The organism is Nonomuraea ceibae, assembly GCF_019396325.1.
In the GTDB taxonomy this organism is placed as follows: Bacteria; Actinomycetota; Actinomycetes; order Streptosporangiales; family Streptosporangiaceae; genus Nonomuraea; species Nonomuraea ceibae.
On the sequence record NZ_JAHKRO010000011.1, the window covers coordinates 25,612 to 49,842 of the forward strand.

A 24,231-nucleotide genomic window follows, 5' to 3' on the forward strand; every position below is an offset into this window, starting at 1 on the left:
TTCTCACACAGTGTCGGAGAAGACCTGCTCGCGGGCCTGCTCAAGGGCGGCGACGAGGGCGCCGCGCAGCACGGGGTTGCCGGTGATGCCGGTGGTGACGACCTGGGGGCGGCTGGGGCAGACCTTGGCGACGGCGTCCTCGACCATGGCGGCGAGTTCAGTGCCGCCGGCGCGGCCGACGTCGCCGGCGAGGACGATGAGGCCGGGGTCGAGGACGACGGTGACGGCGGCGACGCCGACGGCGAGGCGGGCGGCGACGGCGGCGAGGAAGCCGGTGCGGGCGCCGGCGACGGCGGCTCTGACGATCTCGGGTCCGGTGGCGCCGGGCCGGGCGGTGAGCCCGTGTTCCTGGGCGAGTCCGGTGAGGGCGTCGAGGCCGACGAGCCGCTGGTAGGAGCCTGATTGGGGGCGGGTGACGTCGGCGGGCAGTGGTTCGCCGGGGACGGGCAGCCAGCCGATCTCGCCGGCGCCGCCGGTGATGCCGCGGTGCAGCCGGCCGCCGAGCATGACGCCGAGGCCCTGGCCGATGCCGGTCCAGACGACGACGAAGTCGTCCTGCCCTGCGGCGGCGCCGTAGCGGTGTTCGGCGAGTGCGACGAGGTTGACGTCGTTCTCTATCGTGACGGAGGCGCCGAGGGTGCGGCGGAGGCTGGCGAGGACGCCGACGTGCCAGGAGGGGAGGTCGTGGGAGAAGCGCACGTCGCCGTTGGCGGGGTCGACGACGCCGCGGGTGCCGATGACGAAGGCTTTGAGCTGGGGCAGGGTGATCCGGGCGGAGGCGCAGGCGCGCTGGACGGCGGCGTGGACGGTGGCGACGGGGTCGCGCCCGTCGGCGGGGTCGACGACGACCTCGACGACGACCTTGCCGGTGATGTCCGCCACACCGACGGTGATGGCGTCGGGCAGGACTTCGAGCCCGGCGACGTGCGCGCTGGTGGGCACGACGCCGTAGAGGGCGGCGTTGGGGCCGCGTCCGCTGGCCCTGCGTCCGGTGACTTCGACGAGGCCGCGGTCCTCCAGTCTGGCGAGGAGCTGGCCTGCGGTGACCTTGGAGAGTCCGGTGCGTTCACCCAGCTCGGAGCGGGTGAGGGGGCCTTCGGAGAGCAGCAGCTCCAGGGCGGTCCGATCGTTCAGCCGGCGTAGCAGCCGCGGGACCCCCGGGTTCCGTGTCACGGGCATTCTCCCCTCTCGTCACGATCCGCTAACGCCAGTTTCTTTTAAGAAAGTTTCTTGTTAGTTTATCACCATTCAAGACTGACGATCAGCCAGGTGCGGACCACAGGCCCAGCACCCGATGACGCAGAGACCCGATGCGATTTAGCCGGGAAGGGAGCATCCCAGTGAGGATCTCTAAGATCACGGCCACCACGGTCACCACGGCCGCCCTGGCCCTGGGCCTGGCCGCTTGCGGCGGCGGCGCCGAGCCGGCCGCCAACGAGCCGGCGGCCTCCGCCAGCGCCTCCGGCCCCAAGTGGGCGGGGCAGACCCTCACCATGTGGCGGCTTGGCGTCCCGAACGAGCCGTCCCAGAAGTACACCGACGAGCTGGTCGCCGAGTTCAAGGCCACCACGGGCGCCGAGGTGAAGGTCGAGTGGATCCCGTGGCCGCAGGTGAACGACAAGTTCACCGCCGCCGCCGCCGGTGGCGAGGGCCCGGACGTGACCGAGATCGGCAACGACCAGGTGCCGCTCTGGCAGAGCCAGGACGCCCTCGCGCCGGTCACCTCGATCACCACCTCCGGTGAGCAGGCGAACATTCCCAAGAACCTGTTCGGCCTGGAGACCATCGACGGCGAGGTCTACGCCATGCCGTGGGGCGCGGGCACCCGCGCGGTGATGTACCGCAAGGACTGGTTCGAGGACCTCAAGATCGAGGTGCCGAAGAACTGGGACGAGCTCATCGCGGCCGCCAAGAAGATCCAGGAGGAGAAGGGCAAGGACGTCGACGGCTTCGCCTTCAACGGCGGCTCCGACGCCAACCACCTCCTCGGCGCGCTGGCCTGGTCCGAGGGCGGCGAGTACGCGGTGAAGGAGGGCGACAAGTGGGTCGGCAAGCTCACCGACCCCGCCTTCAAGACCGGCTTCGAGACCTACACGGGCATCGTGGCCTCGGGCGTGTCCAGCAAGTCCCGCCTCACGCAGAACACGACCGACATCCGTACCCGGTTCTCCAACGGCAAGGTCGGCATGTACCTCACCGCGTCGTGGGACATCGCCACGATCAAGGAGGAGAGCAAGGGCAAGGTGAAGGAGGAGCAGATGGCCTTCTTCCCGCTGCCCTCCAAGGCCGGCGGTGAGACCCCGGCGTTCTTCGGCGGCAACGACATCGCCGTCTGGAACGACGCCAAGAACAAGGAACTCGCCACCGACTTCGTGAAGCTGGCCACCAGCAAGAAGTGGGCGGACCGCTACGCGATGGACGGCGGCCTGCTGCCCGTCTACCCGGACACCCTGGCCTCGCTCGCCAGTGACCCGGCCCAGGCTCCGTTCGCGGCTGCCTTCGCCAAGGCCAAGGCGTTCCCGGCCGACCCGAACTGGACCGAGGCCAACGAGACCAAGGCCGTCCTGCAGAACGCGGCCCGCTCGGTCATCGAGGGCAAGGCCACGGCCGACGAGGCGCTCGCCAAGGCCAACACGGAACTCGAAGAGATCCTGAACGCGCAGTAACGATGACGAACACGTCAACGCTCGCCAGGGGCGGAGGAAATTCCTCCGCCCCTGGGCGGCGCCGCCGTAGCTCCCGCAAGCCGGGCAAGGCCAGCGGGATGAACCCCAAGCTCGTCCCCTATGCCCTGCTCATCCCGGGCATCCTGGTCATCACGGGTCTGCTGCTCTACCCGATGGTCCAGATGTTCATCATGTCCTTCCAGAAGGTCACCCTCCGGGTGATCCGCGGGGCCGCCGAGCCGGAGTACGTCGGGTTCGGCAACTTCGAAGAGATCTTCGGCAACTCGATCTTCTGGTCCTCACTGCGCAACACGGTCGTCTTCGCCGTCGTGACCGTCACGCTCACGCTGGTGCTCGGCACCGCGGTCGGCGTCCTGCTCAACCGGCTCAGCAAGGGCATGTCCAGCTTCGTGATCATCGGCATCATGTCGGCGTGGGCCGTCCCGCCGGTCGCCCAGGGCACCATCTGGCGCTGGCTGTTCGACGCCGAGGCCGGGATCATCAACTGGGCGCTGAACCTGCTGCCTGACTGGCTGTCCAACCTGCTCTTCGGCCGCGCCGACTGGACGGGGCAGCCGTGGCTCAACGACGCCTGGTCGGTCTACCTGGTGCTGATCCTCACCGTCGTCTGGTCGTCCTTCCCGTTCGTGGCGGTGTCGGTGCTGGCCGGCCTGCGCGGCATCCCGGCAGAGCTGTACGAGGCGGCCCGGGTCGACGGTTCGACGCCGTGGCGCACGTTCAGGAAGATCACCTTCCCGCTGCTCAAGCCGGTCTTCGCCGTCCTGACGATCCTGTCGATCATCTGGGACTTCAAGGTGTTCAGCCAGCTCTACGTGCTGATGAACGGACCGACGAACCGTGAGGCGTTCAACCTGTCGCTCTTCTCCTTCGCCGAGGCGTTCAAGGCGCCGCCCAAGATGGGTCAGGGCGCCGCGATCGCGGTGGTGCTGACGGTCATCCTGCTCATCGTCACCGCGTTCTACACCCGGCAGATGGTCAAGTCGGAGGAGGTCCAATGACGCCGCTGGCGCGCAAGCGCTTCGCCAAGATCGGGCTGAACACCGCCGGGGTCCTGGTCTTCCTGTTCGCGATGTTCCCGGTCTACTGGATGGTCTCGACGTCGTTCAAGGCCAACGACCAGATCTTCACCACGGACTTCATCCCGTTCCCGACGCACTTCACCTTCGAGCACGTCGAGAAGGTGCTGACGGAGGGCGTGGCGGGCAACTCCATCTGGCTCTACATGCGCAACAGCGCGATCGTGGCGCTCGGCACCGTGCTCATCGGCTCGGTGTTCGCGCTGCTGGCGGCCACCGCGGTGGCCCGCTTCCGGTTCAAGGGCCGCACCAGCTTCCTGATCACGCTGCTCGTCGTGCAGATGATCCCGTCGGAGGCGCTGCTCATCCCGCTGTTCCTGAACGTCAAGCGGCTCGGCCTGTACGACCAGCTGCTCGGGCTGATCGTCATCCAGGTCGGTCTCACGCTGCCGTTCGGCATCTGGATGCTGCGCACGTTCGTCGCCGCGGTGCCCAAGTCGCTGGAGGAGGCCGCGTGGATCGACGGCGCGAGCCGGTTCACCACGTTCTGGAAGGTCCTGTTCCCGCTGGTGGCTCCGGGCCTGGTCGCGACGAGCATCTTCTCGTTCATCACCGCGTGGAACGATCTCATCTTCGCGCTGATCCTGATGAACGACAGCACGGGCTACACGATGCCGGTGGCGCTGCAGTTCTTCTTCGGGCAGCGCGGCACCGACTGGGGAGCCATCATGGCGACCTCCACGTTGATGACCCTGCCGGTCATCGTCTTCTTCCTGCTGGTCCAGCGCCGCATGGTCTCCGGCCTGGTGGCCGGGGCCGTCAAGGGCTGACCCCTTCCCTTCCCGCGGGTTCCGGTACGGCCAGCGCGCTCCACCGTGCGCTGGCCGTACCCATGTCCTGCCCTGACAACGATGAGGATTCATGAGCCAGAGTGATCGGGGGCTACGCCGCCTCGCGGCGGGCACGCTGCTCGTCGCGTTCGACGGGCTGAGCGCGCCCGCCTGGGTGCTGAGGGAGCTCGAGGGCGGGCTCGGCGGCGTGACACTCTTCGGGTTCAACGTCGGCGACCCGGCCCAGCTCGGCGAGCTGACCGCCGCGCTGCGTGCCGCCGGTGAGCCGGTCATCTCCCTCGACGAGGAGGGCGGCGACGTCACGAGGCTCGCCTACCACGTCGGCAGCCCGTATCCCGGCAACGCGGCCCTCGGCGCGGTGGACGACGTGGACCTGACCCGCCAGGTCTACCGGGCGATCGGCTCGGAGCTGGCCGCGGCGGGCATCAACCTCGACATGGCGCCGGACGCCGACGTGAACACGGCCGAGGACAACCCGGTGATCGGCACCCGGGCGTTCGGCTCGGACCCGGACCTGGTGGCCCGGCACACGGTGGCCGCGGTCGAGGGGCTGCAGGCGACGGGCGTGGCCGCCTGCGTCAAGCACTTCCCGGGCCACGGGGCCACCACGGTCGACTCGCACCTGGCGATCCCGGTGGTGGACGTGCCGCTGGAGGTGCTGCGGGCCAGGGAGCTGGCGCCGTTCCTGGCGGCCGTCCAGGCCGGCACCAAGTCGATCATGACGGCGCACGTGGCGGTCCCGGCGCTGACCGGTGAGACGCCCGCCACCATGTCGCCGGCCGCGCTGACCGGGCTGCTGCGGGGCGAGCTCGGCTACGACGGCGTCGTCGTCACCGACGCGCTCGACATGCAGGCGATCACCGACAGCGTGGGGCTGGCCGGTGGCGCCGTCGCCTCGCTGGCGGCCGGGACGGACCTGCTCTGCCTGGGCCCCAAGCCGGGCTACGACGAGATCCAGAAGATCATCGCGGCGATCATGGACGCCGTCGCCGACGGGGTGCTGTCGGTGGAGGGGCTGGAGCGGTCCGCCGCCCGCGTGGCCGCGCTGCGCGCCTGGGCCGGCCACAGCTCCGGCTCGCTGCCCGAGCTGACCCGGGTCGGCCTGGACGCCGCCCGCCGCGCGGTCCGGCTCGACGGGGCGCCGGCGCCGCTGTCGGACGTGCCGCTGGTCGTCGAGGTGGACACGCCGCCGACGATCGCCGTGGGCGACGTGCCGTGGGGGGTGTCGCCGTGGCTGCCGCACGCCGAGGTCGTCCGGGTCAAGCCCGCCGACGCCTGCCCCGACGAGCTGCTCAAGCGCGCCGGGGGGCGTTCGCTGCTCGTCGTCGTCAAGGACGCGCACCGCTACGCCGAGAGCCGGACCCTGGTGTCCGCGCTGGTCACGGGCCGGCCCGACACCATCGTGATCGAGATGGGGCTGCCCGTGTGGCGTCCCGGCAGCGCCGCCTACATCGCCACATACGGCGCGGCCCGGGCGAACGCCCAGGCCGCGATGGAGCTGCTGACCGCCTGATCAGCCCTGGCGGGCGGCCGCCACCGCCTCCCTCAGCGGGGCGGGCGGCCGCTCGCCGAACCGTTCCAGGTAGGCCGCCGCGTGCGCGGGGTCGTCCTTGAGGAACGGGAAGTCGGAGGCCACCATGTGCCGAACGGCCAGCAACGGGACCGGGGAGCCCAGCGGCAGGAAGTCCGGGTTCCACAGGCCGTGCTTGGGCGGCGGGCCGGGGTAGAACTCGCCGACCATCAGCCCGGCTTCCACGTACCGGGTCTTGAGCGCGAGCTGGGCCGCGTCGATCACCGCAGGGGCGCGATCGACGGGCAGGTCCGGCAGCAGCACCAGGATGGTGCGGAACTGCGGCGAGACCCCCTCAGGGGCGACCAGCCGCTGGAACCACGAGCGGTAGCCGTCGAGCACCTCGGCGACCTGCGCCGCGTCCGGCTCCCCGGGGCAGACAGCCAGGTAGAAGGTGCCGCGGTCGAGCGAGGTCTGCGCGTACGGGCAGACCGGCCCCTTCCTGCCGAGCTCCGGGTGCGGCCGGCACAGATACTCGCGCGCCCACGTCACGATGTGGCCGAGCGGCTCCGCGTACCGCCGCACCAGTTCGTGGCCGCCGTCGAGATCGCTCACCTCGATGAGCACGCGGGAGGGATCGGTGGGATCCGTGAGCATCAGCGAACCTTCCTGGCGAGCAACAACGCGGCGAGCCCGGCGGCTCCCAGGGCGGACCAGCGCAGCAGGGCGTCCTGGCGCCTGGCACGGGCCAGCGCGTCGGCGTACGGGGTGGTGGTGTGGGAGATCATCGTGTAGAGCGGGACCCAGCGGTCCGGGAAGAGGCCCGAGAGCACCAGGTCGGCGCGCTTGCGGGCCAGGTGCAGCGGCGAGCGGACCCGGTCGCGCAGCTCGACGAAGTTCTGCCTGGACAGCTCGTCCAGGACGTCGGTGTGCGGCCGGCGGGTCCGCTCGAACTCGGCGAAGGCCGCACGCGTATCGCCGAGTCCGAGGCATCGGTCGAGGACCGTGCAGTCCTCGAGGGAGGAGTTCATGCCCTGCCCGTAGAACGGGTAGACGGCGTGTGCGGCGTCGCCGATGAGGACGACCTTGCCGCCGTCGTGCCAGGGCGTGGTGCGGATCGAGACCAGGTGGCCCACGGGCCGGTCGGCGTACTCCTTGGCCAGGTCCGGCATGAGCGCGAGCGCGTCGGGGAAGCGTTCGGCGAAGAACGCCTCCGGGTCGTCGATCTCCTCGAACCGCTCGAACGGCAGGAACAGCGTGGCCGTCATCGAGCCGTCGAGGTTGGGGTGGGTGACGATGAGCCCGTCGTCGCCGCCGGGCCACACGTGCAGCGCCTCGTGGTGCTCGGGCACCTTGGGGATCGTCAGCTCCTTGTAGCCCCAGGGCAGGAACTCCTGGTGCAGGTCGGCGCGCGTGCCCCGGTGCATCAGCGTGCGCACCGCGGAGAACGCGCCGTCGGCGCCCACCACGGCGTCGGCCTCGACGGTGCTCCTGCCGTCCTCGTGCTCGACGGTCAGCGTGGGCGCCTCCTTGTCGAGGTCGACGACGCGGTGGCCGAAGTGGAAGGCGACGCCCTGCGCCTCGGCGTGGCCGATGAGGCTGACGACGAGGTCGCGGCGGCGCACGGAGTGCAGGATCTCCTCCTCGCGCCTGCCGTAGGGGTGGAAGGTGACGGCGCCGTCGGGGGCGTGCACCGCGCGTCCGCGCATGGGCACGGTGCTCGGCCAGATCTCGTGCATGAGCCCGACGTCGGTGAGCGCGCGCACGCCCCGGGCGGACAGGCCCAGGTTGATCGAGCGGCCTTCCTCGTCGTCGCGCAGCCTGGGGTCGTCGCGGCGCTCGTAGACGGCGACGCGGTGGCCGCGCCTGGCCAGGTAGCAGGCCAGCAGGCTGCCGGCGGGACCGGCGCCCGCGATGAGGATCTTCACACCGTCTCCTGTCTTGCCACGAGCAGTTCGTCGGAGCCGGGGGCGTCGAGCGGGAGCCGCTCGATCCCGCCCAGCCCGGCCGCCTCGGCCCAGCCGGCCACCTCGGCGAACGTGTAGAGGCGTCCGCCCTGGGTGGCGGCCAGGTTGAGGCTGAAGCCGCCGAGGAAGGCGGCCGTGTGGCCCTGCGTGCCGGCGGGCGGGTCGCTGTACGGCTCCAGCACGAGCAGCCGCCCGCCGGGCCGCAGCGCCCGCGCCGCCCTGGCGACCAGGCCGGCGGCGCCGTCCGGGTCGAGCCCGTGCACCACGTTGAACAGCAGGACCGTGTCGTACGCGCTGTCGAGCGCGGCCGAGTCGGCGGGCACGGTCAGGTCGCCGGGCACGAGCGTGATCCGCCCGGCCAGCCCGGCCTCCTCGACCCGCGCCCGGCCCTCGTCCAGGGCTCCGGGCAGGTCCACGACGGTCGCGGTCGTCCCGGGCGCGGCCTCGCAGAAGGCGGCGCTGTAGATCGCGTGGCCGCCGCCGACGTCCAGCAGCTTCCCGTACGGGCCGGGCACCGCCGCGACGACGGCCGGGGCCAGGCCCCGCGCCATCCCGGCCAGCATCCCCTGGAAGGTGCGCAACGTGCCGGGCCGGCGTTCCAGCCAGGCGTAGTACGGCTCGGGCGGCCGGCCGGTGCGCACCGCCTCCTCCAGGCCGGTCCACAACTCGCCGATCAGCTCGTGCCACAGTGCCAGCGTCGGCGCGAACCAGTCGCGTGGCCCGTTCGCCAGCCAGGGGTCGGCGGCCGGGCCCGGGGCGTAACCGTCGTCGTCGCGGAGCACGTACCCGAAGCCGGCGAGCGCGTCGAGGAGCACGGTGAGCGGCCCCTCGGCGACGTCCAGCTTCGTGGCGAGCTCCGCCGGGGTGCGCGCTCCGGCGGCGAGCGCGTCGAAGACGCCGAGCCGCTGCGCGGTTCCCGCCGCGCGGAACGCCATCGCGCCCACGAGGTCGATGAACCCTCCGGGCGCTTGGTTCAGGTCACGAAATATGCGTAACTCTTCAGGATCGAGATAGAGCGGCATCGGATGACTCCTCAGCGTCGGGCAGTTCCGTCTCCACCCGGCGAAGGCGCGGCTGGAGGTAGGCCAGGGGCGCCAGCACGACCAGCGCGGCCCCGGTGAGCAGGAAGATCGTGGCGATGCCGCGGCCGGGCCCGGTGCCGATGAGCTGGCCGAGGCTGCCGGCCAGCGCGCCGCCCGGCGCGAGCATCGGCTCGAACACCTGGTCGGCGAGCGGCCCGGCCGCCAGGTAGGTGAGCACGGTCGCGGCCTGGGTGAGCATGCGGACGGCGCCGAGCACCCGGCCCAGCTCGGCCGGTGCGGTCTTGAGCTGGATCAGCGTGATGCCGGTGCCCTGCACGAACGGGATCGTGAACAGGAACGCGGGCGCGACCAGGCCGATGAGCAGCGCCGACGGGCTCAGGCTGTGCAGCATGAGCAGCACGCCGCCGGCGGCGACGAAGGCGAGCAGCCCGCGCACCCGCTGCTTGGGCCCGCCCCACGCGCTCAGCACCAGCCCGCCGACGAACAGGCCCGCGCCGCCCGCGGCCATGAGCGCGCCGAGCAGCGCCGCCGAGCCGAACGACAGGATGAGCGGCTGCACGAGCACCCCGGCCATGCCGAAGAACAGGTTGTAGGCGGCCAGCAGCCCGACCAGCCAGCCGAGCCCGCGCCGGGTCCGCAGGTGGCGCAGCCCGAAGGCCAGGTCGCGCAGCCACGGCTCGGCGGGCCGCCCCTCCCCCGGCCGGGTCGCCTCGCGCGGCAGCGGCACCAGGTGGAGCACGATCCGCGAGGCCAGGAACGTCACCAGGTCGATCACCACGACCCCGGTGAGGCCGACGCCGACGAGCAGCGCCCCGGCGAGCAGCGGCGCGGCGACGCGGACGGCGTCGGCCACCTGCATGAGGCCGTTGGCCCGGCCGAGCTGTTCCTTGGGCACCAGGCTGGGCAGCATCGAGTGGTAGGCGGCCATCTGGGCGGTCCCGAAGACGGCGCTCACGGCGGTGACCACGTAGATGTGCCACACCTGGAGCTCGCCCGTGGTCAGCAGCAGGGCCAGCGCGCCGGTGGCCAGCGCGGCCCCCAGGTCGGCGGCCAGCATCATCCGCCGCCGGTCCCACCGGTCGGCCAGCGACCCGGCGAGCGGCGCGAACAGCACCTCGGGCAGCACCGCGCAGAGCGTGATGGTGACGAACTGGGTCGCCGAGCCGGTCTTCTGGAACACCCACACGCCCAGGACGAACCCGGTGACGCTGGAGGTGATGATCGACAGGAGCTGGGACGACCAGATGGCCAGGAACGTCCTAGGCATCGCGGTCTCCGATCAGGTGGGGCAGGTACACGCCGAGCAGGTCGGCGGCGGGCGGGCAGACGAGCCCCGCCTCGGCCAGCAGCCGCTCGGTCGCCGTGCAGTCGAACGTGGGGCCGGTGCTGTCGTCGCCGTACTCGGCGAAGAACGCGGGGAAGGGCGCGAGCGGCAGGCTCTCGCCGCCGTCGAGCCTGCGCCGCACCTCGGCGCGCCACTCGGCGGCGGGCGCGAGCCGCACCGCGACGCCGTGCGCGGCCAGGCCGGCCGCCAGGTCGGCGGCGCCGAGCGTGCGCGGGTTGCGGTAGTGGAAGTCGCCGGTGGCGCCGGTCCTGGCCAGGTGCCCGATGGCGGCGGCGACGTGGTCGACGGGGGCCAGGTCGAGCTCCTCGCCGTCGGGGACCGTGCCGAGCAGCGCGCAGGTGGCGATCAGACGGCGCAGGAAGTCGTCGGAGGGCCCGGCGCCGGTGCGGCTGTCGCCGGAGATGCGCGCCGGGCGGTGCACGGTCACGGGCAGCCCGGCCTCGCGGGCCGCCGTGGCGAGCCGGTCGCCCACCCACTTGCTCTGGTCGTAGCCGAGGTGCAGGCCGGCGGGGTCGGGCAGCGGGTCGCCCTCGCGCACCACCCGCTCGCCCGGGGTCAGGTGGACGCCGAGCGTCGAGATCAGGTGCACGGGCGTGCCGCGGCGGGCGGCGAGCCTGAGCAGGGCGAGCGTGCCGTCCACGTTGGCGGCCTTGAGCGCGCGGTACGGGCGGGTGAAGTCGACCTGCCCGCCGCTGTGCACGATCAGGTCGCAGTCGACGTCGGGCAGCGGCCCGGCGAGGTCCCCTGGCTCGCAGGCGATGCGGCCGGCGAAGTCGTCGCGCCACAGCCCGTGCGCGGCGAGGTTGCGCCGCACCCGCTCCTGCGGCTGATCGCCCCTGACGAGGCAGAGCACGGTGGCGTCGGAGTGCGTGAGCAGGTCGGCGAGCAGGTGCGCGCCGAGGAACCCGGTCGCCCCGGTGAGCAGCACCCGGCGCGGCTCGCCCCGGCCGCCGCCCGGCGCCACCGTGAAGTCCGCCGGCAGCGTCGCCTCGGCGTGCAGGTCGGGCGGCCCCTCCGGGGCGTGCCCGTCGAGGGCGGCGGCGAGCTCGGCCAGGTCGGCGCAGGCGAAGAAGACCGGCAGCGGCACCCGGACCCCGGTCTCCTCCGCCAGCCGGGCCACCGCCCGGGGCGTGAGCAGCGAGTGGCCGCCCAGCTCGAAGAAGCCGTCGCGGCGTCCGGCCCGCACCCCGAGGATCTCCTCCCACACCGCCGCGACCACGCGCTCGGTTCCGGTGCGAGGGCTCTCGTACGGCGTCGCCGCGGCGGCGGGCTCGGGCAGCGCCCGGAAGTCGACCTTGCCGTGCGGCGTCAGCGGCAGCGCGTCCAGCGTGACCACGGCCGCCGGGATCATCGACGACGGCAGGCGTCCCGCCAGGAAGCCGCGCAGCTCGGCCAGCCCGACCGGTTCGCCGGTCAGGTAGGCGACCAGCCGCCCGCCCACGGCGGTGACCACGCCCTCCCTGACGGCCGGGTGGGCCAGGCAGGCGGCCTCCACCTCGCCGGGCTCGATCCGCACCCCGTTGACCTTGAGCTGCCTGTCGGTGCGGCCGAGGAAGTCCAGCGTCCCGTCGGCGCGCATCCGCACCAGGTCGCCGGTCGCGTACATCCGGCCGCCCGGCAGGAACGGGTCGTCGCGGAAGCGCTCGGCGGTCAGGTCCGGCCGCCCCAGGTAGCCCTCGGCGACGCACTCGCCGCCCAGGTGCAGCTCGCCGGGCACGCCCGCGGGCGCGGGCCGGCCGTGCCGGTCCAGCACGTACGCGCGCACGTGCGGCAGCGGGACGCCGATCGGCAGGTGCGTGCGCTCCCCCAGCTCGCCGCCGTCGACGGTGCGGCAGACGGTCGCGCAGACGGTGGCCTCGGTGGGGCCGTAGTGGTTGTAGAAGGCGACCTTGCCGCCGGTGAGCCGGGCCCAGGTGCGCAGCCGTTCGAGGGGGACGCTCTCGCCGCCGACCATCATCGTCGTCAGCGGCCCCGGGTCGACCGGCCCGGCCTCCGCCAGGTCCTCCACCCACTGCTGCCACAGCGCCGAGGCCGTGTCGACCATGGTGATGCCCAGCTCGGAGCACAGGCGCATCAGCTCGGGCCCGCTGAGCGAGACCGGGTCGGGATGCAGCACCAGCGCGGCCCCGCTGATCAGCGCCGGGAAGATGTCGCCCACCGAGGCGTCGAAGCTCAGCGGCGGCACCATCAGCACCCGCTGCCCCGGCCCGAACCCGTGCGCGTCGCGGAACGAGACCGCCAGCCGGGCGGCGCTGCGGTGGCTGACGACCACTCCTTTCGGCGTCCCGGTCGAGCCCGAGGTGTAGATCACGTACGCGGCGCCGTCGGCGGTGACCCGCCCGGACACCAGCTCGCCCGCGCCCCCGCCGGTGACGTCCAGGACGTCCCCGGGGACGGGCTCGTGCACCTCGCCCGGGACCGGCGCCACGCCGTCCTCGCCGATCACCGCCGCGCAGCCCGCCAGCATTGCGCGCGTGCGGTGCCCCGGCTGCGCGGGGTCCACGGGCACGTACGCGGCCTCGCACATCAGCACGGCGAGCACGGCCACCATGGCGTCGGGCCCCGCCTTGAGCCGGACCGCGACCAGGTTGCCCGCCCGCACCCCGGCCTCGCGCAGCTCGCCGGCCAGCACGCGGGCGCGGGCGGCCAGCTCGCCGTAGGTGAGGACGCCGCCGGGCGTGACGACGGCGGGAGCGGCGGGCGTCCTGGCGACCTGCCGGGCGATCAGCCCGTCCAGCCGGTCGGGCAGCACCAGCGCCAGCTCCTCCGGCGGCAGCATGCGCAGCTCGGACAGCCGGGCCTCGGGCCGCGCCGTCATCTCCTCCAGCAGCCGCCGCAGGTGCCCGCCCATCCGCTCCACGGTGGGGCGCTCGAACAGGTCGGTGCTGTAGGTGAGCATGAACTGCAGGTGCTCCTCGAACACCACCACGTCCACGGCCAGGTCGAACTTGGCCGGGGCCAGCCCCGACACGACCGGCGTGCGCTCCAGCCCGGCCAGGTGCAGCGGGTCGGGGCCCTCCTTCAGCCCTTCGCCGGGGTTGTCCAGGTTGAGCAGCGTCTGGACGAGCGGTGCCTGCCCCCGGGACGGCCGCAGCTCGGACACCACCTCGTCGAACGGCACCGCGGCGTGCGTGAACGACTTCAGCAGGCGGCGCCGCGTCCGCTTGATCAGCTCCTGCACGGTCGGGTCGCCGCCGAGGTCGGCGCGGACGGCCAGCGTGTTGATGAACAGCCCGAAGACCCGCTCGAACTCCTCCTCGTCGCGCCCGGCGACCGCCGTGGCCACGCAGAAGTCGTCCTGGCCCGAGTGCCGCGACAGCATCGCCTGGTAGGCGGCCATCAGCACGATGAACGGCGTGCACCGCTGCGCCCTGGCCAGCTCGCGCACCCGGGTCCACAGCTCGACCGGCATCCGCTGGATGACCAGGTCGCCGTGGCCGCTCGGGGTGGCGGGCCTGGGCCGGTCGGCGGGCAGCTCCAGGGCCGGGACCCCGGCCAGCTCGGTGCGCCAGAACTCCAGGTGGGCGCCGTGATCCTGTTCGCGCTGGCGGCGGGCGTACTCCGAATAGGGCACGGCCGGCTCCAGCGGCGGCGCGGGCAGGCCCGCGGCGAACGCGGCGTAGAGCGCCGACAGCTCCGGGTACAGGATGCGCTCCAGCGACCAGGCGTCGCTCACGATGTGGTGCAGCACCATCAGCAGCACGTGCTCGCGCGGCCCGGCGCGCAGCAGGCTCACCCGGAACAGCGGCCCGGCGGCCAGGTCGAAGGGCCGGTTGGAGCGCTCGGCCAGCAGCCCGGGCAGGCTCTCCCCGGCGGCCTCGACGCGCTCGGCGACGACCGGCTCGCAGGGGCGTACGACGGCCGTCGGCACGCCGTCCACCTCGGGGAAGACGGTGCGCAGAGCCTCGTGCCTGGCGGTCAGCTCGGTGAGCGCCCGCTCCAGCGCCGCCACGTCCAGCTCGCCCGTGAGCCTCTCGGCGACGGCGATGTTGTACGAGGCGTCGCCGCCGGAGAGCCGGTCGAGGAACCACAGGCGTTCCTGGCCCCTCGACATGACCGCGGCACGGCCTGCCAGCTGCATGGTGACGAGTCCCCTAACCGCGGATGTCTGACTGGGAGGTTTGACTCAATAACTCTTAGGAAAGTTTCCTATTTATTGACTGGGGTTGATGCTATACACATGGGGCGACCACAGACAAGGACCACCCGGCGAAGATCCGAGCCGGGCGCAAGGGGAGGCACGATGGGCGCGTCGATCGTCAGGAGTCCCGTACTGGCCGGGCTCGCCGACACCGTGCTGCAGCCGGGGTTCAAGGGCACGACCCTGCCGGACTGGGTGCGCAAACGACTCTCGACGGGGCTCGGCGGCATCGCCCTGTACTCGCGCAACCTCGTGACAAGTAGTCAAATACGTGACCTAACCGCCGCAATTCGGGCAGAGAATCCGGAAGTGGTCATCGCCCTCGACGAGGAAGGCGGCGACGTCACCCGGCTGGAGGCCTTCACCGGCAGCTCCCGCCCCGGCAACCTCGCCCTCGGCGCCGCCGGCGACCCCGCTCTCACCCGCGCCGTCGCCCAGGGCATCGGCCACGACCTCGCCGCCGCCGGCATCAGCCTCAACTACGCGCCCGTCGTCGACATCGACGCCGAGGACAACCCCGTCGTCGGCACCCGCGCCTTCGGCTCCGACCCCGAGCTCGTCGCCCGCCACACCACCGCCTGGGTGACCGGCCTCCAGTCAGCGGGCGTCGCCGCCTGCGCCAAGCACTTCCCCGGCCACGGCGCCACCTCCGTCGACTCCCACGACGCCCTGCCCGTCGTCCGCCTCTCCCGCGAGGAGCTCGCCGCCACCGCCCTGCTCCCCTACCGCGCCGCCATCGCCGCCGGGGTGCGCGCCGTCATGACCGGCCACCTGCTCGTCCCCGCGTACGACGAGTCCGAGCCCGCCACCACCAGCCGCCGCCTCATGGTCCAGCTGCTGCGCGAGGAGCTCGGCTTCGACGGGCTCATCGTGACCGACGGCATCGAGATGCCGGCCGTCTCCGCCCCGTACGGCCTCGGCGGCGCCACCGTCCGCGCCCTCGCGGCCGGGGCCGACGCCATCTGCGTCGGCGGCGAGAACGCCACGCCCGGCGTCGTCGGGCTGCTGCGCAACGCCATCATGGCCGCCGTCGCCGACGGCACCCTGCCCGAGGAGCGCCTGGCCGAGGCCGCCGCCCGCGTCCGCGCCCTCACCCACTGGACCGCCACGCACCTCCCGATGCGCCCGCACGCCCAAGCGGTCCACCTCACCCCGCCCCCGCTCACGAGCCCCCAGACGTCCCTCACAGCGCCCAGCGCGCCGGAGTCCACCGTCCAGCCCCCCGCAGCGCCCGCCGGCCCGGGAGCGCCGGTCGAGCCCGCCGACGCCCCTACGGCCGCCGGCGCCTCGCCTACGCAGTCGCCGGTCACGCCGCACCTCCCCGCCGCGCTCCCGCTGGCCGTGGGCTACCCCGAGTCCGCCCCGCGCAACGCGGCCCTGCTCGCCGCCCGCCGCGCGCTGCGGGTGACCGTGCACGAGCGCCCCGCCGGCGACGGCCCGCCCCACGTGGTCGAGCTCGACTCCCCCGTCAACCTCGCCGTGGACCGCGCCACCCCGTGGGGCCTGGTCACCCCGCTGACCCGGCTCTTCCCCGGCACGACGAGCGCCCGCCTGGCCGACCCGGAGCCCGAAGACCTGGCCAAGGCCGTGGACGCGGCCGAGGACCGCCTCCTGGTGGTCGTCATCCGCACCGCCTACCGCCACACCTGGGTGACCGCGACGGTGGACGCCATCCTCGCCCGCCGCCCGGGCAGCGTCGTCGTCGAGCTGGGCACCCCGGGCCACGAACGCCCCGGCGCCGTCCACATCGCCACCCACGGCGCGACGAACCCGTGCAGCGAGGCGGCGGCCACCGCCATCGCGCACCTGATCAGGACGTGAACAGCTCCTCGCGGGCCTGATCGAGGGCCGCCAGGACGGCGCCGCGCAACACCTGGTTGCCCTCGACCGTGCTGGTGGCCACCTGGGGCCGCACCGGGCAGATCCTGGCGACCGCCTCCTCCACCCGGGACGTGAGCGTGCGCCCGCCCGCGTGGCCGACCTCGCCGCCGAGGACGACGAGCCCCGGGTCGAGGATCACGCACACGGCCGCCACGCCCAGCGCGAGCCGGTGGGCGATCTCGTCGAGCAGCGGCTCGCCCTCGGTGCCCGCCGCGATGGCGACCTCGACGCACTCGCCGGCGTTGGCGGCCTCGAAGCCGTGGCTGCGCGCGAGCTCGGTCACCGCCTCGGCGCTGACGAGCGACTGCAGGCCGCCGGCCAGCGACGGGAGCCTGCCCGGCGAGGTGCGGATGTCCTCGGGCAGCGGCACGCCGGGCACGGGCAGGTAGCCGATCTCGCCCGCGCTGCCCGAGCGGCCCCGGTGGAGCTTGCCGCCGAGCATGACCGCCATGCCCAGCCCCCGGCTGGACCACAGCAGCACGAAGTCGTCGAGCCCCTTGGCCGCGCCGTCGGAACGCTCGGCGATGGCGGCGAGGTTGACGTCGTTCTCGATCGTCACCTCGCGCTTGAGGTCGCCCGCGAGCGCCTCGTGGATGCCCTCGTGCCAGCCGGGCAGGTCGAAGGAGAACCGCACGTCGCCGCTGCGCGGGTCGACCACGCCCGGGGTGCCGATGACCACGCCGCGCAGCTTGGCGACGCTCACCTTGGCGCTGCGGCACGCCTTCATCACGGCCTCGTGCACGGCGGCGACCGGGTCGTCGTGCCCGTTGGGGTCGACGGCGGCCTGCGCGACCGTGCGGCCGTTGATGTCGGCGATGGCCGCGGAGATCAGCTCGGGGCCGATCTCCAGCCCGGCCACGTACGCGCTGGAGGGGATCACGGAGTAGAGGGCCGCGTTGGGGCCGCGCCCGCCGCCCTGGCTGCCGACCACCTCGACCAGCCCGCGCTCCTCCAGCCGGGCGAGCGTCTGCGAGGCGGTCACCTTGGACAGCCCGGTCAGCTCGCCGATCTGGCCACGGGTCATCGGACCGGTGGCCAGCAAGAGCTCAAGCGCGGCCCGATCGTTGATCTCCCGAAGAAGTCTGGGCACACCAGGCCGTCGCTCCACGCTTAATCCCACCGTCACATAGAAAAGGGTTGCTGGAAGTTTAGCGCTCTCACCACTCCTCTCCAGTGGTCAGGAGCGGTCTTGGATCTCATTCCCCGCTCCCGCGCTCCCCTATGCCACTAGGCATGTCCGGCTCGCCCGGATACGTCCGACTGCCGGTTTTCGGCGACCTTGCGGCGAACCAGTGTTGACCAGGAGGGATAATCGAGAACATGCGCCTTTCCGCTCGTGTCGACTACGCCCTCCGCGCCGCCGCCGAACTCGCCGCTGCCGGTGCCGGCCCGACCACAGTGGGCGAGCTCGCCAAGGAGCAGGACATGCCGCCCAAGTACCTGGAGAACATCCTGCTGCAGATGCGCCGCGCCGGTCTCGTCCGTGGTCAGCGCGGCCCCGAGGGCGGCTACGTCCTGGCCCGGCCCGCCGCCGAGATCTCCCTGGCCGACGTCATCAGGGCCGTCGACGGCCCGCTCGCCAACGTCCGCGGCGAACGCCCGGAGCACGTCGGCTACCGGGGGCCCGCCGAATCCCTCCAGCAGGTGTGGATCGCCCTGCGCGCCACCGAGCGGGCCATCCTGGAGGAGGTCACGTTGGAGCAGGTCGCCACCGGGGCGCTGCCCGACCGCGTCCGCCAGCTCGCCTCCGACCCCGCCGCCTGGGACTGACCCGCCCGGCGGCGCCCCGTCAGCGGCCCAGCCTGGCCGCCGCCCAGAACAGCGCCAGCGCGGCCAGCTCGACGACGGCGGCCACAACCGGCAGCACGCCGCTGCCGTACGTCTCCAGGACCAGGCCGCCGAGCGCGCCACCGGCCGACACGCCGACGTAGACCGCGCTGCTGTTCAGCGCCAGCGCCTGCGGGCCCGCCGTGCCCGCCAGGGCGAGCAGGCGCGTCTGCGCGGGCGGCGGGATCCACCACGACACGCCCGCCCACACCAGCAGCACCGGCAGCAGCCACAGCAGCGCCACCGGCCGCAGGAACCAGCTCCCCACGAACACCGCCATCACCGCCGTGAACCCGCCGATCCCGGCCAGCAGCGCCCGGTCCGGCCCCCACCGGTCTGCGGCCCGCCCGCCGAGCATCCCCCCGGCCAGCCCCGCCACCCCCGCCAGCGCGAACACCCACCCCAGCTCCCTGGGCCCCGCCCCGGCCAGATCCCGCAGGAACGGCGCGAGGTAGGTCAGCAGCATCATGCTGCCGGTCACGATCGCCACCATCCCCAGCAACCCGAGCAGCACCCGCGGCCGCCCCAACGGCCGCACCCGCCACCACACCCCTCCCCCGGAATCCCGCACACCCGCAGGCGCATCCGCACCCCCAGACCCAGAATCCCGCACGCCCGCAGACGCGAGGGCGGCCGACCCGGACGGAGAGTCGGAGGCGGACGCGCCCCCCGAGGCGGGAGCCGATGCAGAGGCGGACGCGGACCGGGAGGCTGCGGGGTCCCGGACAGTCCCGTAGCCCACGGCGGTCGCGTCGCCCGGGACGGACCCGGTGGCCGTACCGGTCGGGGTTTTGGGCTCGGGTTCGGTGGTCGGGTGGGTTTCTGCCGGTACGAGGTCGCGTACGTCGGGGAGGGTGCGGTGGACGGCGACGAGGGCGGCCAGCCCGAGCAGCCCGCCGAGGACGAACGTGGCCTGCCACCCGAACGCCCCGCCCACCCAGGTGCCGATGGGCACGCCGAGCACGAGGGACCCGGTGAGCCCGCCCATGACCAGCGCCAGGTAGCGCCCCTGGTGGCCTTCGGGCGCGAGGGAGGCGGCGATGGCGTACGCGGCGGGCACGACGGCGGCGGCGGCCACGGCGGCGAGCACGCGCAGCCCCATGAGCACGGGATAGCTGCTGACCAGCGCGGACGCCCAGTTGGCGGCGACGAACAGCAGCAGCGCCCCGGTGATGAGCCGCCGCCGCGGCCAAGAGGCGGTGACCACGGAGGCGACCGGCGCGGTGAGCGCGAAGGCGAGCGAGAACGCGGTGACGAGCTGCCCGCCCGCCGCTTCGCTGACGCCGAGCCCGCCGGAGATGGCGGGCAGCACGCCGGCGATCACGTAGTCGTCGGTGGCGAACGCGAACGCGGTGAACGTCAGCGCGAGCAGCCACCCGGGCGCACGGAACACGAGGAGACCCCCTCAATAAAGGTAACAGTCGTTACCCAAAATAAGGTAACAGTCGTCACCCCATCGCCGTCAAAGGGGATTCGCCGATGGCCAGGACCGCCGACCCGGCCCGCCGCGCCGAGCTGCTCGACCAGATCGTGGACTACCTGGCGGGCCACGGCCTGTCCACGCTGTCCATGCGCCCGCTGGCCGAGCACCTGGGCAAGACCACGCGGGTGCTCACTCACCACTTCGCCGACAAGGAGGCCCTGCTGTCGGCCACGATGGAACGCCTGGACGAGCGCCACCGCGCCTGGCTGCGCGCCCAGCCCGGCCGGACCGGCGCCGACAGCGTGGGCACGATCATCCGCGCCACCTGGGACTGGCAGCTGCGCGAGGAGAACCTGCCGATCGCCCGCCTGGTCCACGAGATCGAGGGCCTGGCGGCGGGCGGCCGGCTGGCGGGGCAGGTGCCGAGGCTGCTGGCGGACCGGTCGGAGTTCGTGGCGGGCCTGCTGCGCGAGCGCGGCGTGCCGGAGGCCGACGCCGTGCGCATCTCGACGCTGGCCAACGCCGCCTACGCGGGACTGCAGGCCGACCTGCTCACGACGGGCGAGCGGGAGCGCGTGGAGCAGGCGCTCGACCAGCTCGTCACCCTGGTGGACGGGTGGGTCGCCGAAGCCGCCCAAGATCATCCCAAGGACTAGACTGGGGGCATGCCGGAAGGAGATGCCGTCTACCGTACGGCCGCGCGGCTGCGGGGAGCGCTCGACGGGCAGGTGCTGACCCGCTCCGACTTCCGGGTGCCCCGCCACGCCACCGCCGACCTGACGGGCCGGACGGTCCTGGAGACCGTCTCGCGCGGCAAGCACCTGCTGACCCGGGTGGAGGGCGGCCTGACGGTCCACACCCACCTGCGGATGGACGGAAGCTGGCAGATCACGCCCGCGGGCCGGCGGGTCGCGGGCGGCGACCAGGTGCGGCTGGTGCTGGCCAACAGCCGGTGGCAGGCCGTGGGCGTGCGGCTGGGGATGGTCGACCTGCTGAAGACGGCGGAGGAGAGCCGGGTGGTCGGCCATCTGGGGCCCGACCTGCTGGGCGACGACTGGGATCCGGCCGAGGCCGTGCGGCGGCTGCGCCGCACCCCGGACGCGACCATCGGCGAGGCGCTGCTGGACCAGCGCAACCTCGCGGGCATCGGCACCATCTATCGGGCCGAGACGCTCTTCCTGCGCGGGATCTGGCCGTGGCGCCGGGTCGGGGACGTCGAGGATCTGGAGGGGGTCGTCACGCTCGCGCGGCGGCTGCTCGACGCGAACAAACTCCATGCGGGCACGGTGACCACAGGTGACCGCCGTCCGGCGAACCAGACCTGGGTCTACGGCAGGGCGGGCAGGCCCTGTCGTCGATGCGGCACCCGCATCAGCCGCGGGGAGATGGGGGCGCAGTCACAGGAGCGGCTGATCCTGTGGTGCGGCGGCTGCCAGCCGGGCTAGGCCGCCACCATGTCCTTGACTTCGGGGAAGACGGAATCGGAGATCGACCCGGGGACCGAATCGGCAAGGGGGATGCGCTCGTGCTCGGGGGCTTCGGCGAGCACAGGGGCAGCCTGGAGCTCCGCCAGCGCGAACTGGTCGGAAACCTCACGCAGCACCTGCGACAACGGCACTCCCAGTGCCCCGCAGATGGACGCGAGCAGCTCGGAGGATGCCTCTTTCTGGCCACGCTCGACCTCGGACAGATAGCCGAGCGAGACACGCGCCAGCGTGGAAACCTCGCGAAGTGTGCGTCCCTGCCGCACGCGCAGCCGCCTCAGCACATCACCGAGCAGCTGACGCAGCAGAATCATCTGTCGCTCCCTCCCCGGCGTGGATGTCTTCACCACGCCCCGCGCGATCGGATCGTGCCGCCCATTGTTCTTCTTCGCTTCGTACATACTCCTCGCCGTCATCATCGGGCGTCTCCGCCCCTGGGCCGCCGCTCGTGGCTCATCACTCACAGCTCCACCGTACCCGTATCAACCGACACCGCGTCAGACCGTGCCTCGCATGTTCGCTCGGGACGTAACACGGTAATCATCCGGAATGTTCCCCTTTATTGGCCCTCAGCACACTTGCCAGAAGATCGATGGCCTCGTCCACCGTCCCCTCTCTGATACGCGCCCGCTCCCCCGAAAGGCTCAACCGGCGCCCCCACACCTGACCATCGGGACCGCTGACCGCGACGTGGACCGTGCCGACCGGCTGCCCGTCCTGCGGCTCGGGCCCGGCCACCCCGGTCACCGCCAGCCCGTAGCGGGCCCCGCACACCCGGGCCGCCCCGGCCGCCATCGCCGCCGCCACGTCCGGATGCACCGCGCCCTCCCGCCGCAACAGCTCCGCCGGCACCCCCAGCAGCTCCTGCTTCAGCTCGGTCGCGTACGAGATCACCCCGCCCCTGAACACCCGCGACGCCCCCGGGACGGACGTGACCGCCGCCCCGATGAGCCCGCCGGTCAGCGACTCGGCCACCGCCAGCGTGGCCCCCTGCCGCACCAGCTCCGCCACGACCTCGGCGACGTCCGCCATGCTCTCACTCCCCGCGTGCCTGCCTGGCCACCTTGCGCAGCTTGACCGCCCTGATCACGTAATCGGCGCCGGTGCCCACGGTGACGACCAGGGCGGCCCCCATCACCGCCCAGCGCAGCGGGTCGGGCACGCCCGGCAGGATGTACAGGACGATCGCGGCGATCTGCAGGACCGTCTTGACCTTGCCGCCATAGCTGGCCGGGATCACCGCGTGCCGGATCAGCAGCAGCCTGAGCAGCGTGATGCCGAGCTCGCGGCCCAGGATCAGGATCGTCACCCACCATGGCAGCTCGCCCAGGATCGACAGGCAGACCAGCGCGGCGCCGGTCAGCGCCTTGTCCGCGATCGGATCGGCGATCTTGCCGAAGTCGGTGATGAGCCCGTAACGCCGGGCCAGCTCACCGTCGAGATGGTCGGTGAGCGAGGCCACCGCGAACACGGCCAGCGCGGCCAGCCGCCAGCCCGTGCCCGGCACGAAGAGACACACCACAAAAAAGGGGACGAGCGCCAACCGGAGGACCGTGAGGACGTTGGCGATGTTCCACGGGCTCACCACGCGGCGCTCGTCCCTGGTCATGGACCGGCCTTGATCCGCGCGATGAGATCGACGCCCTCGGCGTCGACCACGACCGCGCGGACGATCTGCCCCTTGACCAGACCGATGCCCTGAACCGTGACCGAACCGTCGACCTCGGGCCCCTGGTGGGCGGCCCGTCCCTCATAGCCGCCGTCGCCCAGGTCCTCGTCGATGAGCACGTCGACCTCGGTGCCGATGCGCTCCTCGGCCCGCTGGGAGGTGAGCTCCTCGGCCAGCTCGGTGAGCACGCGGACGCGCTCGTCGATGACCTCCTGGTCGAGCTTGCCGTCGAAGCCGGCCGCCTCGGTGCCGTCCTCGTCGGAGTAGCCGAACACGCCGATCACGTCGAGCCTGGCCTGCTCCAGGAAGGAGACCAGCTCGCCGAACTCCTCCTCCGTCTCGCCGGGGAAGCCGACGATGAAGTTGGAGCGCACACCGGCCTCGGGGGCCCGCTCGCGGATCGTCTCCAGCAGCCCGAGGAAGCGCTCGGGGTCGCCGAAGCGGCGCATCCGGCGCAGCACCGGCCCGCTGGCGTGCTGGAAGGACAGGTCGAAGTAGGCGGCGACGCCCTCGGTGCCGGCGAGCACGTCGATGAGCCCCGGCCGGAGCTCGGCCGGCTGCAGGTAGCTCGCCCGCACCCGGTCGACGCCCTCGACCGCGGCCAGGCGCGGCAGCAGCTTCTCCAGCGCCCGCAGGTCGCCGAGGTCCTTGCCGTAGGAGGTGGAGTTCTCGCTCACGAGGACGAGCTCGCGGACGCCGCGATGGGCGAGCCAGTCGGCCTCGGCCACCAGCTCGTCGGGGTCGCGGGACACGTACGCCCCCCGGAAGGCCGGGATGGCGCAGAACGTGCAGCGCCGGTCGCAGCCGGAGGCGAGCTTGAGCGAGGCCACCGGGCTCTCGTCGAGCCGCTTGCGCAGCACGCGGGGGCCGCTGGCGGGAGCCACCCCGGAGGGCAGGTCGCCGTGGCCGGGGATGGAGGATCGGGACCCGGCGCGCTCGACGGGTGAGATGGGCAACAGGGTGCGGCGGTCGCGCGGCGAGTGCGGGACGAGCCGCCTGCCTGCGATGACGTCGTCGAGGCGGCCACCGATGTCGGCGTAGTCGTCGAAGGAGATGACCGCACTGGCCTCGGGCAGCGCCTCGGCGAGCTCGTTGCCGTAGCGCTCGGCCATGCAGCCCGCGGCGACCACTTTGGCCCCCGAGTCCGCGGCGGCCAGCAGTGTGTCGATGGAGTCCTTCTTCGCCGAGTCGATGAAGCCGCACGTGTTGACGACGACGACATCGGGGTCGTCGTCGCCGAGCTGCCAACCGGCAGCCTCAAGTCGCGCGGCGAGCTCCTCGGAGTCGACCTCGTTGCGCGCGCAGCCCAGGGTGATCAGCGATGCGGTTCGGCGGGATGACATGGTGAACACTACGGTATCGGGAGTTGGCCACCACCCGATGCAGG

General features: G+C 72.8%; 20 protein-coding genes. 8 read left to right on the plus strand and 12 right to left on the minus strand.

Translation table 11 applies throughout. The annotated features are described in order from the left end of the window. Positions 1-3: 3 nt before the first annotated feature. Positions 4-1,173, minus strand: coding sequence for an ROK family transcriptional regulator (locus KME80_RS10295; protein WP_219503272.1), 1,170 nt, complete (start codon positions 1,171-1,173; stop codon positions 4-6). 167 nt (positions 1,174-1,340) lie between these two features. On the opposite strand from KME80_RS10295, the gene KME80_RS10300 reads away from it, so the two are divergent. The 4 genes from KME80_RS10300 (at position 1,341) to KME80_RS10315 (ending at position 6,067) form a co-directional block, all read left to right on the plus strand. After that, the gene (locus KME80_RS10300; protein WP_219503277.1) at positions 1,341-2,666 is read left to right on the plus strand and encodes an extracellular solute-binding protein; all 1,326 of its coding nucleotides are present in this window, start codon (positions 1,341-1,343) and stop codon (positions 2,664-2,666) included. Between the two features lie 98 nt (positions 2,667-2,764). Then, complete coding sequence (locus tag KME80_RS10305) at positions 2,765-3,685, plus strand: carbohydrate ABC transporter permease (protein WP_246644444.1); 921 nt, start codon at positions 2,765-2,767, stop codon at positions 3,683-3,685. Beyond that, a complete protein-coding gene (locus tag KME80_RS10310; protein ID WP_219503286.1) occupies positions 3,682-4,533 on the plus strand; it encodes a carbohydrate ABC transporter permease in 852 nt (283 codons plus the stop codon). Before KME80_RS10305 ends, KME80_RS10310 begins: the two co-directional genes overlap by 4 nt. Before the next feature lie 91 nt (positions 4,534-4,624). After that, positions 4,625-6,067 (plus strand): glycoside hydrolase family 3 protein, encoded by a 1,443-nt coding sequence (locus KME80_RS10315; protein ID WP_219503290.1) that lies wholly within the window; start codon positions 4,625-4,627, stop codon positions 6,065-6,067. Here the strand turns inward: KME80_RS10315 and KME80_RS10320 are convergent, their stop codons facing one another. The 5 genes from KME80_RS10320 to KME80_RS10340 are packed head-to-tail and all read right to left on the minus strand — an operon-like array spanning position 6,068 to position 14,500. Continuing rightward, the gene (locus KME80_RS10320; RefSeq protein WP_219503293.1) at positions 6,068-6,721 is read right to left on the minus strand and encodes a DUF6875 domain-containing protein; all 654 of its coding nucleotides are present in this window, start codon (positions 6,719-6,721) and stop codon (positions 6,068-6,070) included. Then, entirely contained in the window at positions 6,721-7,992 is a 1,272-nt protein-coding gene (locus KME80_RS10325; RefSeq protein ID WP_219503295.1) for an FAD-dependent oxidoreductase, read from the minus strand. Before KME80_RS10325 ends, KME80_RS10320 begins: the two co-directional genes overlap by 1 nt. Continuing rightward, positions 7,989-9,053, minus strand: a complete 1,065-nt coding sequence (locus tag KME80_RS10330) for a methyltransferase (protein WP_219503298.1) — start codon at positions 9,051-9,053, stop codon at positions 7,989-7,991. Before KME80_RS10330 ends, KME80_RS10325 begins: the two co-directional genes overlap by 4 nt. Then, the gene (locus KME80_RS10335; protein ID WP_219503301.1) at positions 9,031-10,341 is read right to left on the minus strand and encodes an MFS transporter; all 1,311 of its coding nucleotides are present in this window, start codon (positions 10,339-10,341) and stop codon (positions 9,031-9,033) included. Before KME80_RS10335 ends, KME80_RS10330 begins: the two co-directional genes overlap by 23 nt. After that, entirely contained in the window at positions 10,334-14,500 is a 4,167-nt protein-coding gene (locus tag KME80_RS10340) for a non-ribosomal peptide synthetase (protein WP_219503304.1), read from the minus strand. Before KME80_RS10340 ends, KME80_RS10335 begins: the two co-directional genes overlap by 8 nt. 162 nt (positions 14,501-14,662) lie before the next feature. Here KME80_RS10340 and KME80_RS10345 point away from each other — a divergent pair, with 162 nt between their 5' ends. Further along, the gene (locus KME80_RS10345) at positions 14,663-16,381 is read left to right on the plus strand and encodes a glycoside hydrolase family 3 protein (RefSeq protein ID WP_219503306.1); all 1,719 of its coding nucleotides are present in this window, start codon (positions 14,663-14,665) and stop codon (positions 16,379-16,381) included. Here the strand turns inward: KME80_RS10345 and KME80_RS10350 are convergent. Beyond that, the gene (locus tag KME80_RS10350) at positions 16,371-17,549 is read right to left on the minus strand and encodes an ROK family transcriptional regulator (protein ID WP_219503308.1); all 1,179 of its coding nucleotides are present in this window, start codon (positions 17,547-17,549) and stop codon (positions 16,371-16,373) included. The two genes, KME80_RS10345 and KME80_RS10350, sit on opposite strands and share 11 nt — an antisense overlap. Positions 17,550-17,761: 212 nt before the next feature. On the opposite strand from KME80_RS10350, the gene KME80_RS10355 reads away from it, so the two are divergent. After that, positions 17,762-18,211 (plus strand): RrF2 family transcriptional regulator, encoded by a 450-nt coding sequence (locus KME80_RS10355; RefSeq protein WP_219503311.1) that lies wholly within the window; start codon positions 17,762-17,764, stop codon positions 18,209-18,211. Positions 18,212-18,230: 19 nt separating this feature from the next. Here the strand turns inward: KME80_RS10355 and KME80_RS10360 are convergent, their stop codons facing one another. Continuing rightward, positions 18,231-19,661 carry an MFS transporter gene (locus tag KME80_RS10360; RefSeq protein WP_308125695.1) on the minus strand — a complete coding sequence of 477 codons (1,431 nt, stop codon included), beginning with the start codon at positions 19,659-19,661 and terminating at the stop codon, positions 18,231-18,233. 86 nt (positions 19,662-19,747) lie between these two features. On the opposite strand from KME80_RS10360, the gene KME80_RS10365 reads away from it, so the two are divergent. Together KME80_RS10365 and KME80_RS10370 are read left to right on the plus strand one after the other, a co-directional pair. Then, positions 19,748-20,347 carry a TetR/AcrR family transcriptional regulator gene (locus tag KME80_RS10365; RefSeq protein ID WP_219503314.1) on the plus strand — a complete coding sequence of 200 codons (600 nt, stop codon included), beginning with the start codon at positions 19,748-19,750 and terminating at the stop codon, positions 20,345-20,347. Between the two features lie 9 nt (positions 20,348-20,356). Next, entirely contained in the window at positions 20,357-21,136 is a 780-nt protein-coding gene (locus KME80_RS10370; RefSeq protein ID WP_219503319.1) for a DNA-formamidopyrimidine glycosylase family protein, read from the plus strand. Here KME80_RS10370 and KME80_RS10375 read toward each other — a convergent pair. From KME80_RS10375 to rimO, 4 genes are all read right to left on the minus strand, one after another. Beyond that, a complete protein-coding gene (locus KME80_RS10375; protein WP_219503598.1) occupies positions 21,133-21,489 on the minus strand; it encodes a helix-turn-helix domain-containing protein in 357 nt (118 codons plus the stop codon). The two genes, KME80_RS10370 and KME80_RS10375, sit on opposite strands and share 4 nt — an antisense overlap. 226 nt (positions 21,490-21,715) lie before the next feature. Continuing rightward, positions 21,716-22,207, minus strand: a complete 492-nt coding sequence (locus tag KME80_RS10380) for a CinA family protein (protein WP_219503322.1) — start codon at positions 22,205-22,207, stop codon at positions 21,716-21,718. A 4-nt stretch (positions 22,208-22,211) separates the two neighbouring features. Further along, positions 22,212-22,784 carry a CDP-diacylglycerol--glycerol-3-phosphate 3-phosphatidyltransferase gene (pgsA, locus tag KME80_RS10385; RefSeq protein ID WP_219503325.1) on the minus strand — a complete coding sequence of 191 codons (573 nt, stop codon included), beginning with the start codon at positions 22,782-22,784 and terminating at the stop codon, positions 22,212-22,214. Beyond that, positions 22,781-24,187 (minus strand): 30S ribosomal protein S12 methylthiotransferase RimO, encoded by a 1,407-nt coding sequence (rimO, locus tag KME80_RS10390; RefSeq protein WP_219503328.1) that lies wholly within the window; start codon positions 24,185-24,187, stop codon positions 22,781-22,783. Before rimO ends, pgsA begins: the two co-directional genes overlap by 4 nt. Positions 24,188-24,231 lie beyond the last annotated feature (44 nt).

Bases quoted from the DNA above. Each gene is read 5' to 3' on its own strand.
- KME80_RS10305 (WP_246644444.1), top strand. From the start codon at position 2,765: ATGAACCCCAAGCTCGTCCCCTATGCCCTGCTCATCCCGGGCATCCTG.
- KME80_RS10310 (WP_219503286.1), top strand. From the start codon at position 3,682: ATGACGCCGCTGGCGCGCAAGCGCTTCGCCAAGATCGGGCTGAACACC.
- KME80_RS10315 (WP_219503290.1), top strand. From the start codon at position 4,625: ATGAGCCAGAGTGATCGGGGGCTACGCCGCCTCGCGGCGGGCACGCTG.
- KME80_RS10320 (WP_219503293.1), bottom strand. From the start codon at position 6,721: ATGCTCACGGATCCCACCGATCCCTCCCGCGTGCTCATCGAGGTGAGC.
- KME80_RS10330 (WP_219503298.1), bottom strand. From the start codon at position 9,053: ATGCCGCTCTATCTCGATCCTGAAGAGTTACGCATATTTCGTGACCTG.
- KME80_RS10335 (WP_219503301.1), bottom strand. From the start codon at position 10,341: ATGCCTAGGACGTTCCTGGCCATCTGGTCGTCCCAGCTCCTGTCGATC.
- KME80_RS10340 (WP_219503304.1), bottom strand. From the start codon at position 14,500: ATGCAGCTGGCAGGCCGTGCCGCGGTCATGTCGAGGGGCCAGGAACGC.
- KME80_RS10345 (WP_219503306.1), top strand. From the start codon at position 14,663: ATGGGCGCGTCGATCGTCAGGAGTCCCGTACTGGCCGGGCTCGCCGAC.
- KME80_RS10355 (WP_219503311.1), top strand. From the start codon at position 17,762: ATGCGCCTTTCCGCTCGTGTCGACTACGCCCTCCGCGCCGCCGCCGAA.
- KME80_RS10365 (WP_219503314.1), top strand. From the start codon at position 19,748: ATGGCCAGGACCGCCGACCCGGCCCGCCGCGCCGAGCTGCTCGACCAG.
- KME80_RS10370 (WP_219503319.1), top strand. From the start codon at position 20,357: ATGCCGGAAGGAGATGCCGTCTACCGTACGGCCGCGCGGCTGCGGGGA.
- KME80_RS10375 (WP_219503598.1), bottom strand. From the start codon at position 21,489: ATGATTCTGCTGCGTCAGCTGCTCGGTGATGTGCTGAGGCGGCTGCGC.
- KME80_RS10380 (WP_219503322.1), bottom strand. From the start codon at position 22,207: ATGGCGGACGTCGCCGAGGTCGTGGCGGAGCTGGTGCGGCAGGGGGCC.
- pgsA (WP_219503325.1), bottom strand. From the start codon at position 22,784: ATGACCAGGGACGAGCGCCGCGTGGTGAGCCCGTGGAACATCGCCAAC.
- rimO (WP_219503328.1), bottom strand. From the start codon at position 24,187: ATGTCATCCCGCCGAACCGCATCGCTGATCACCCTGGGCTGCGCGCGC.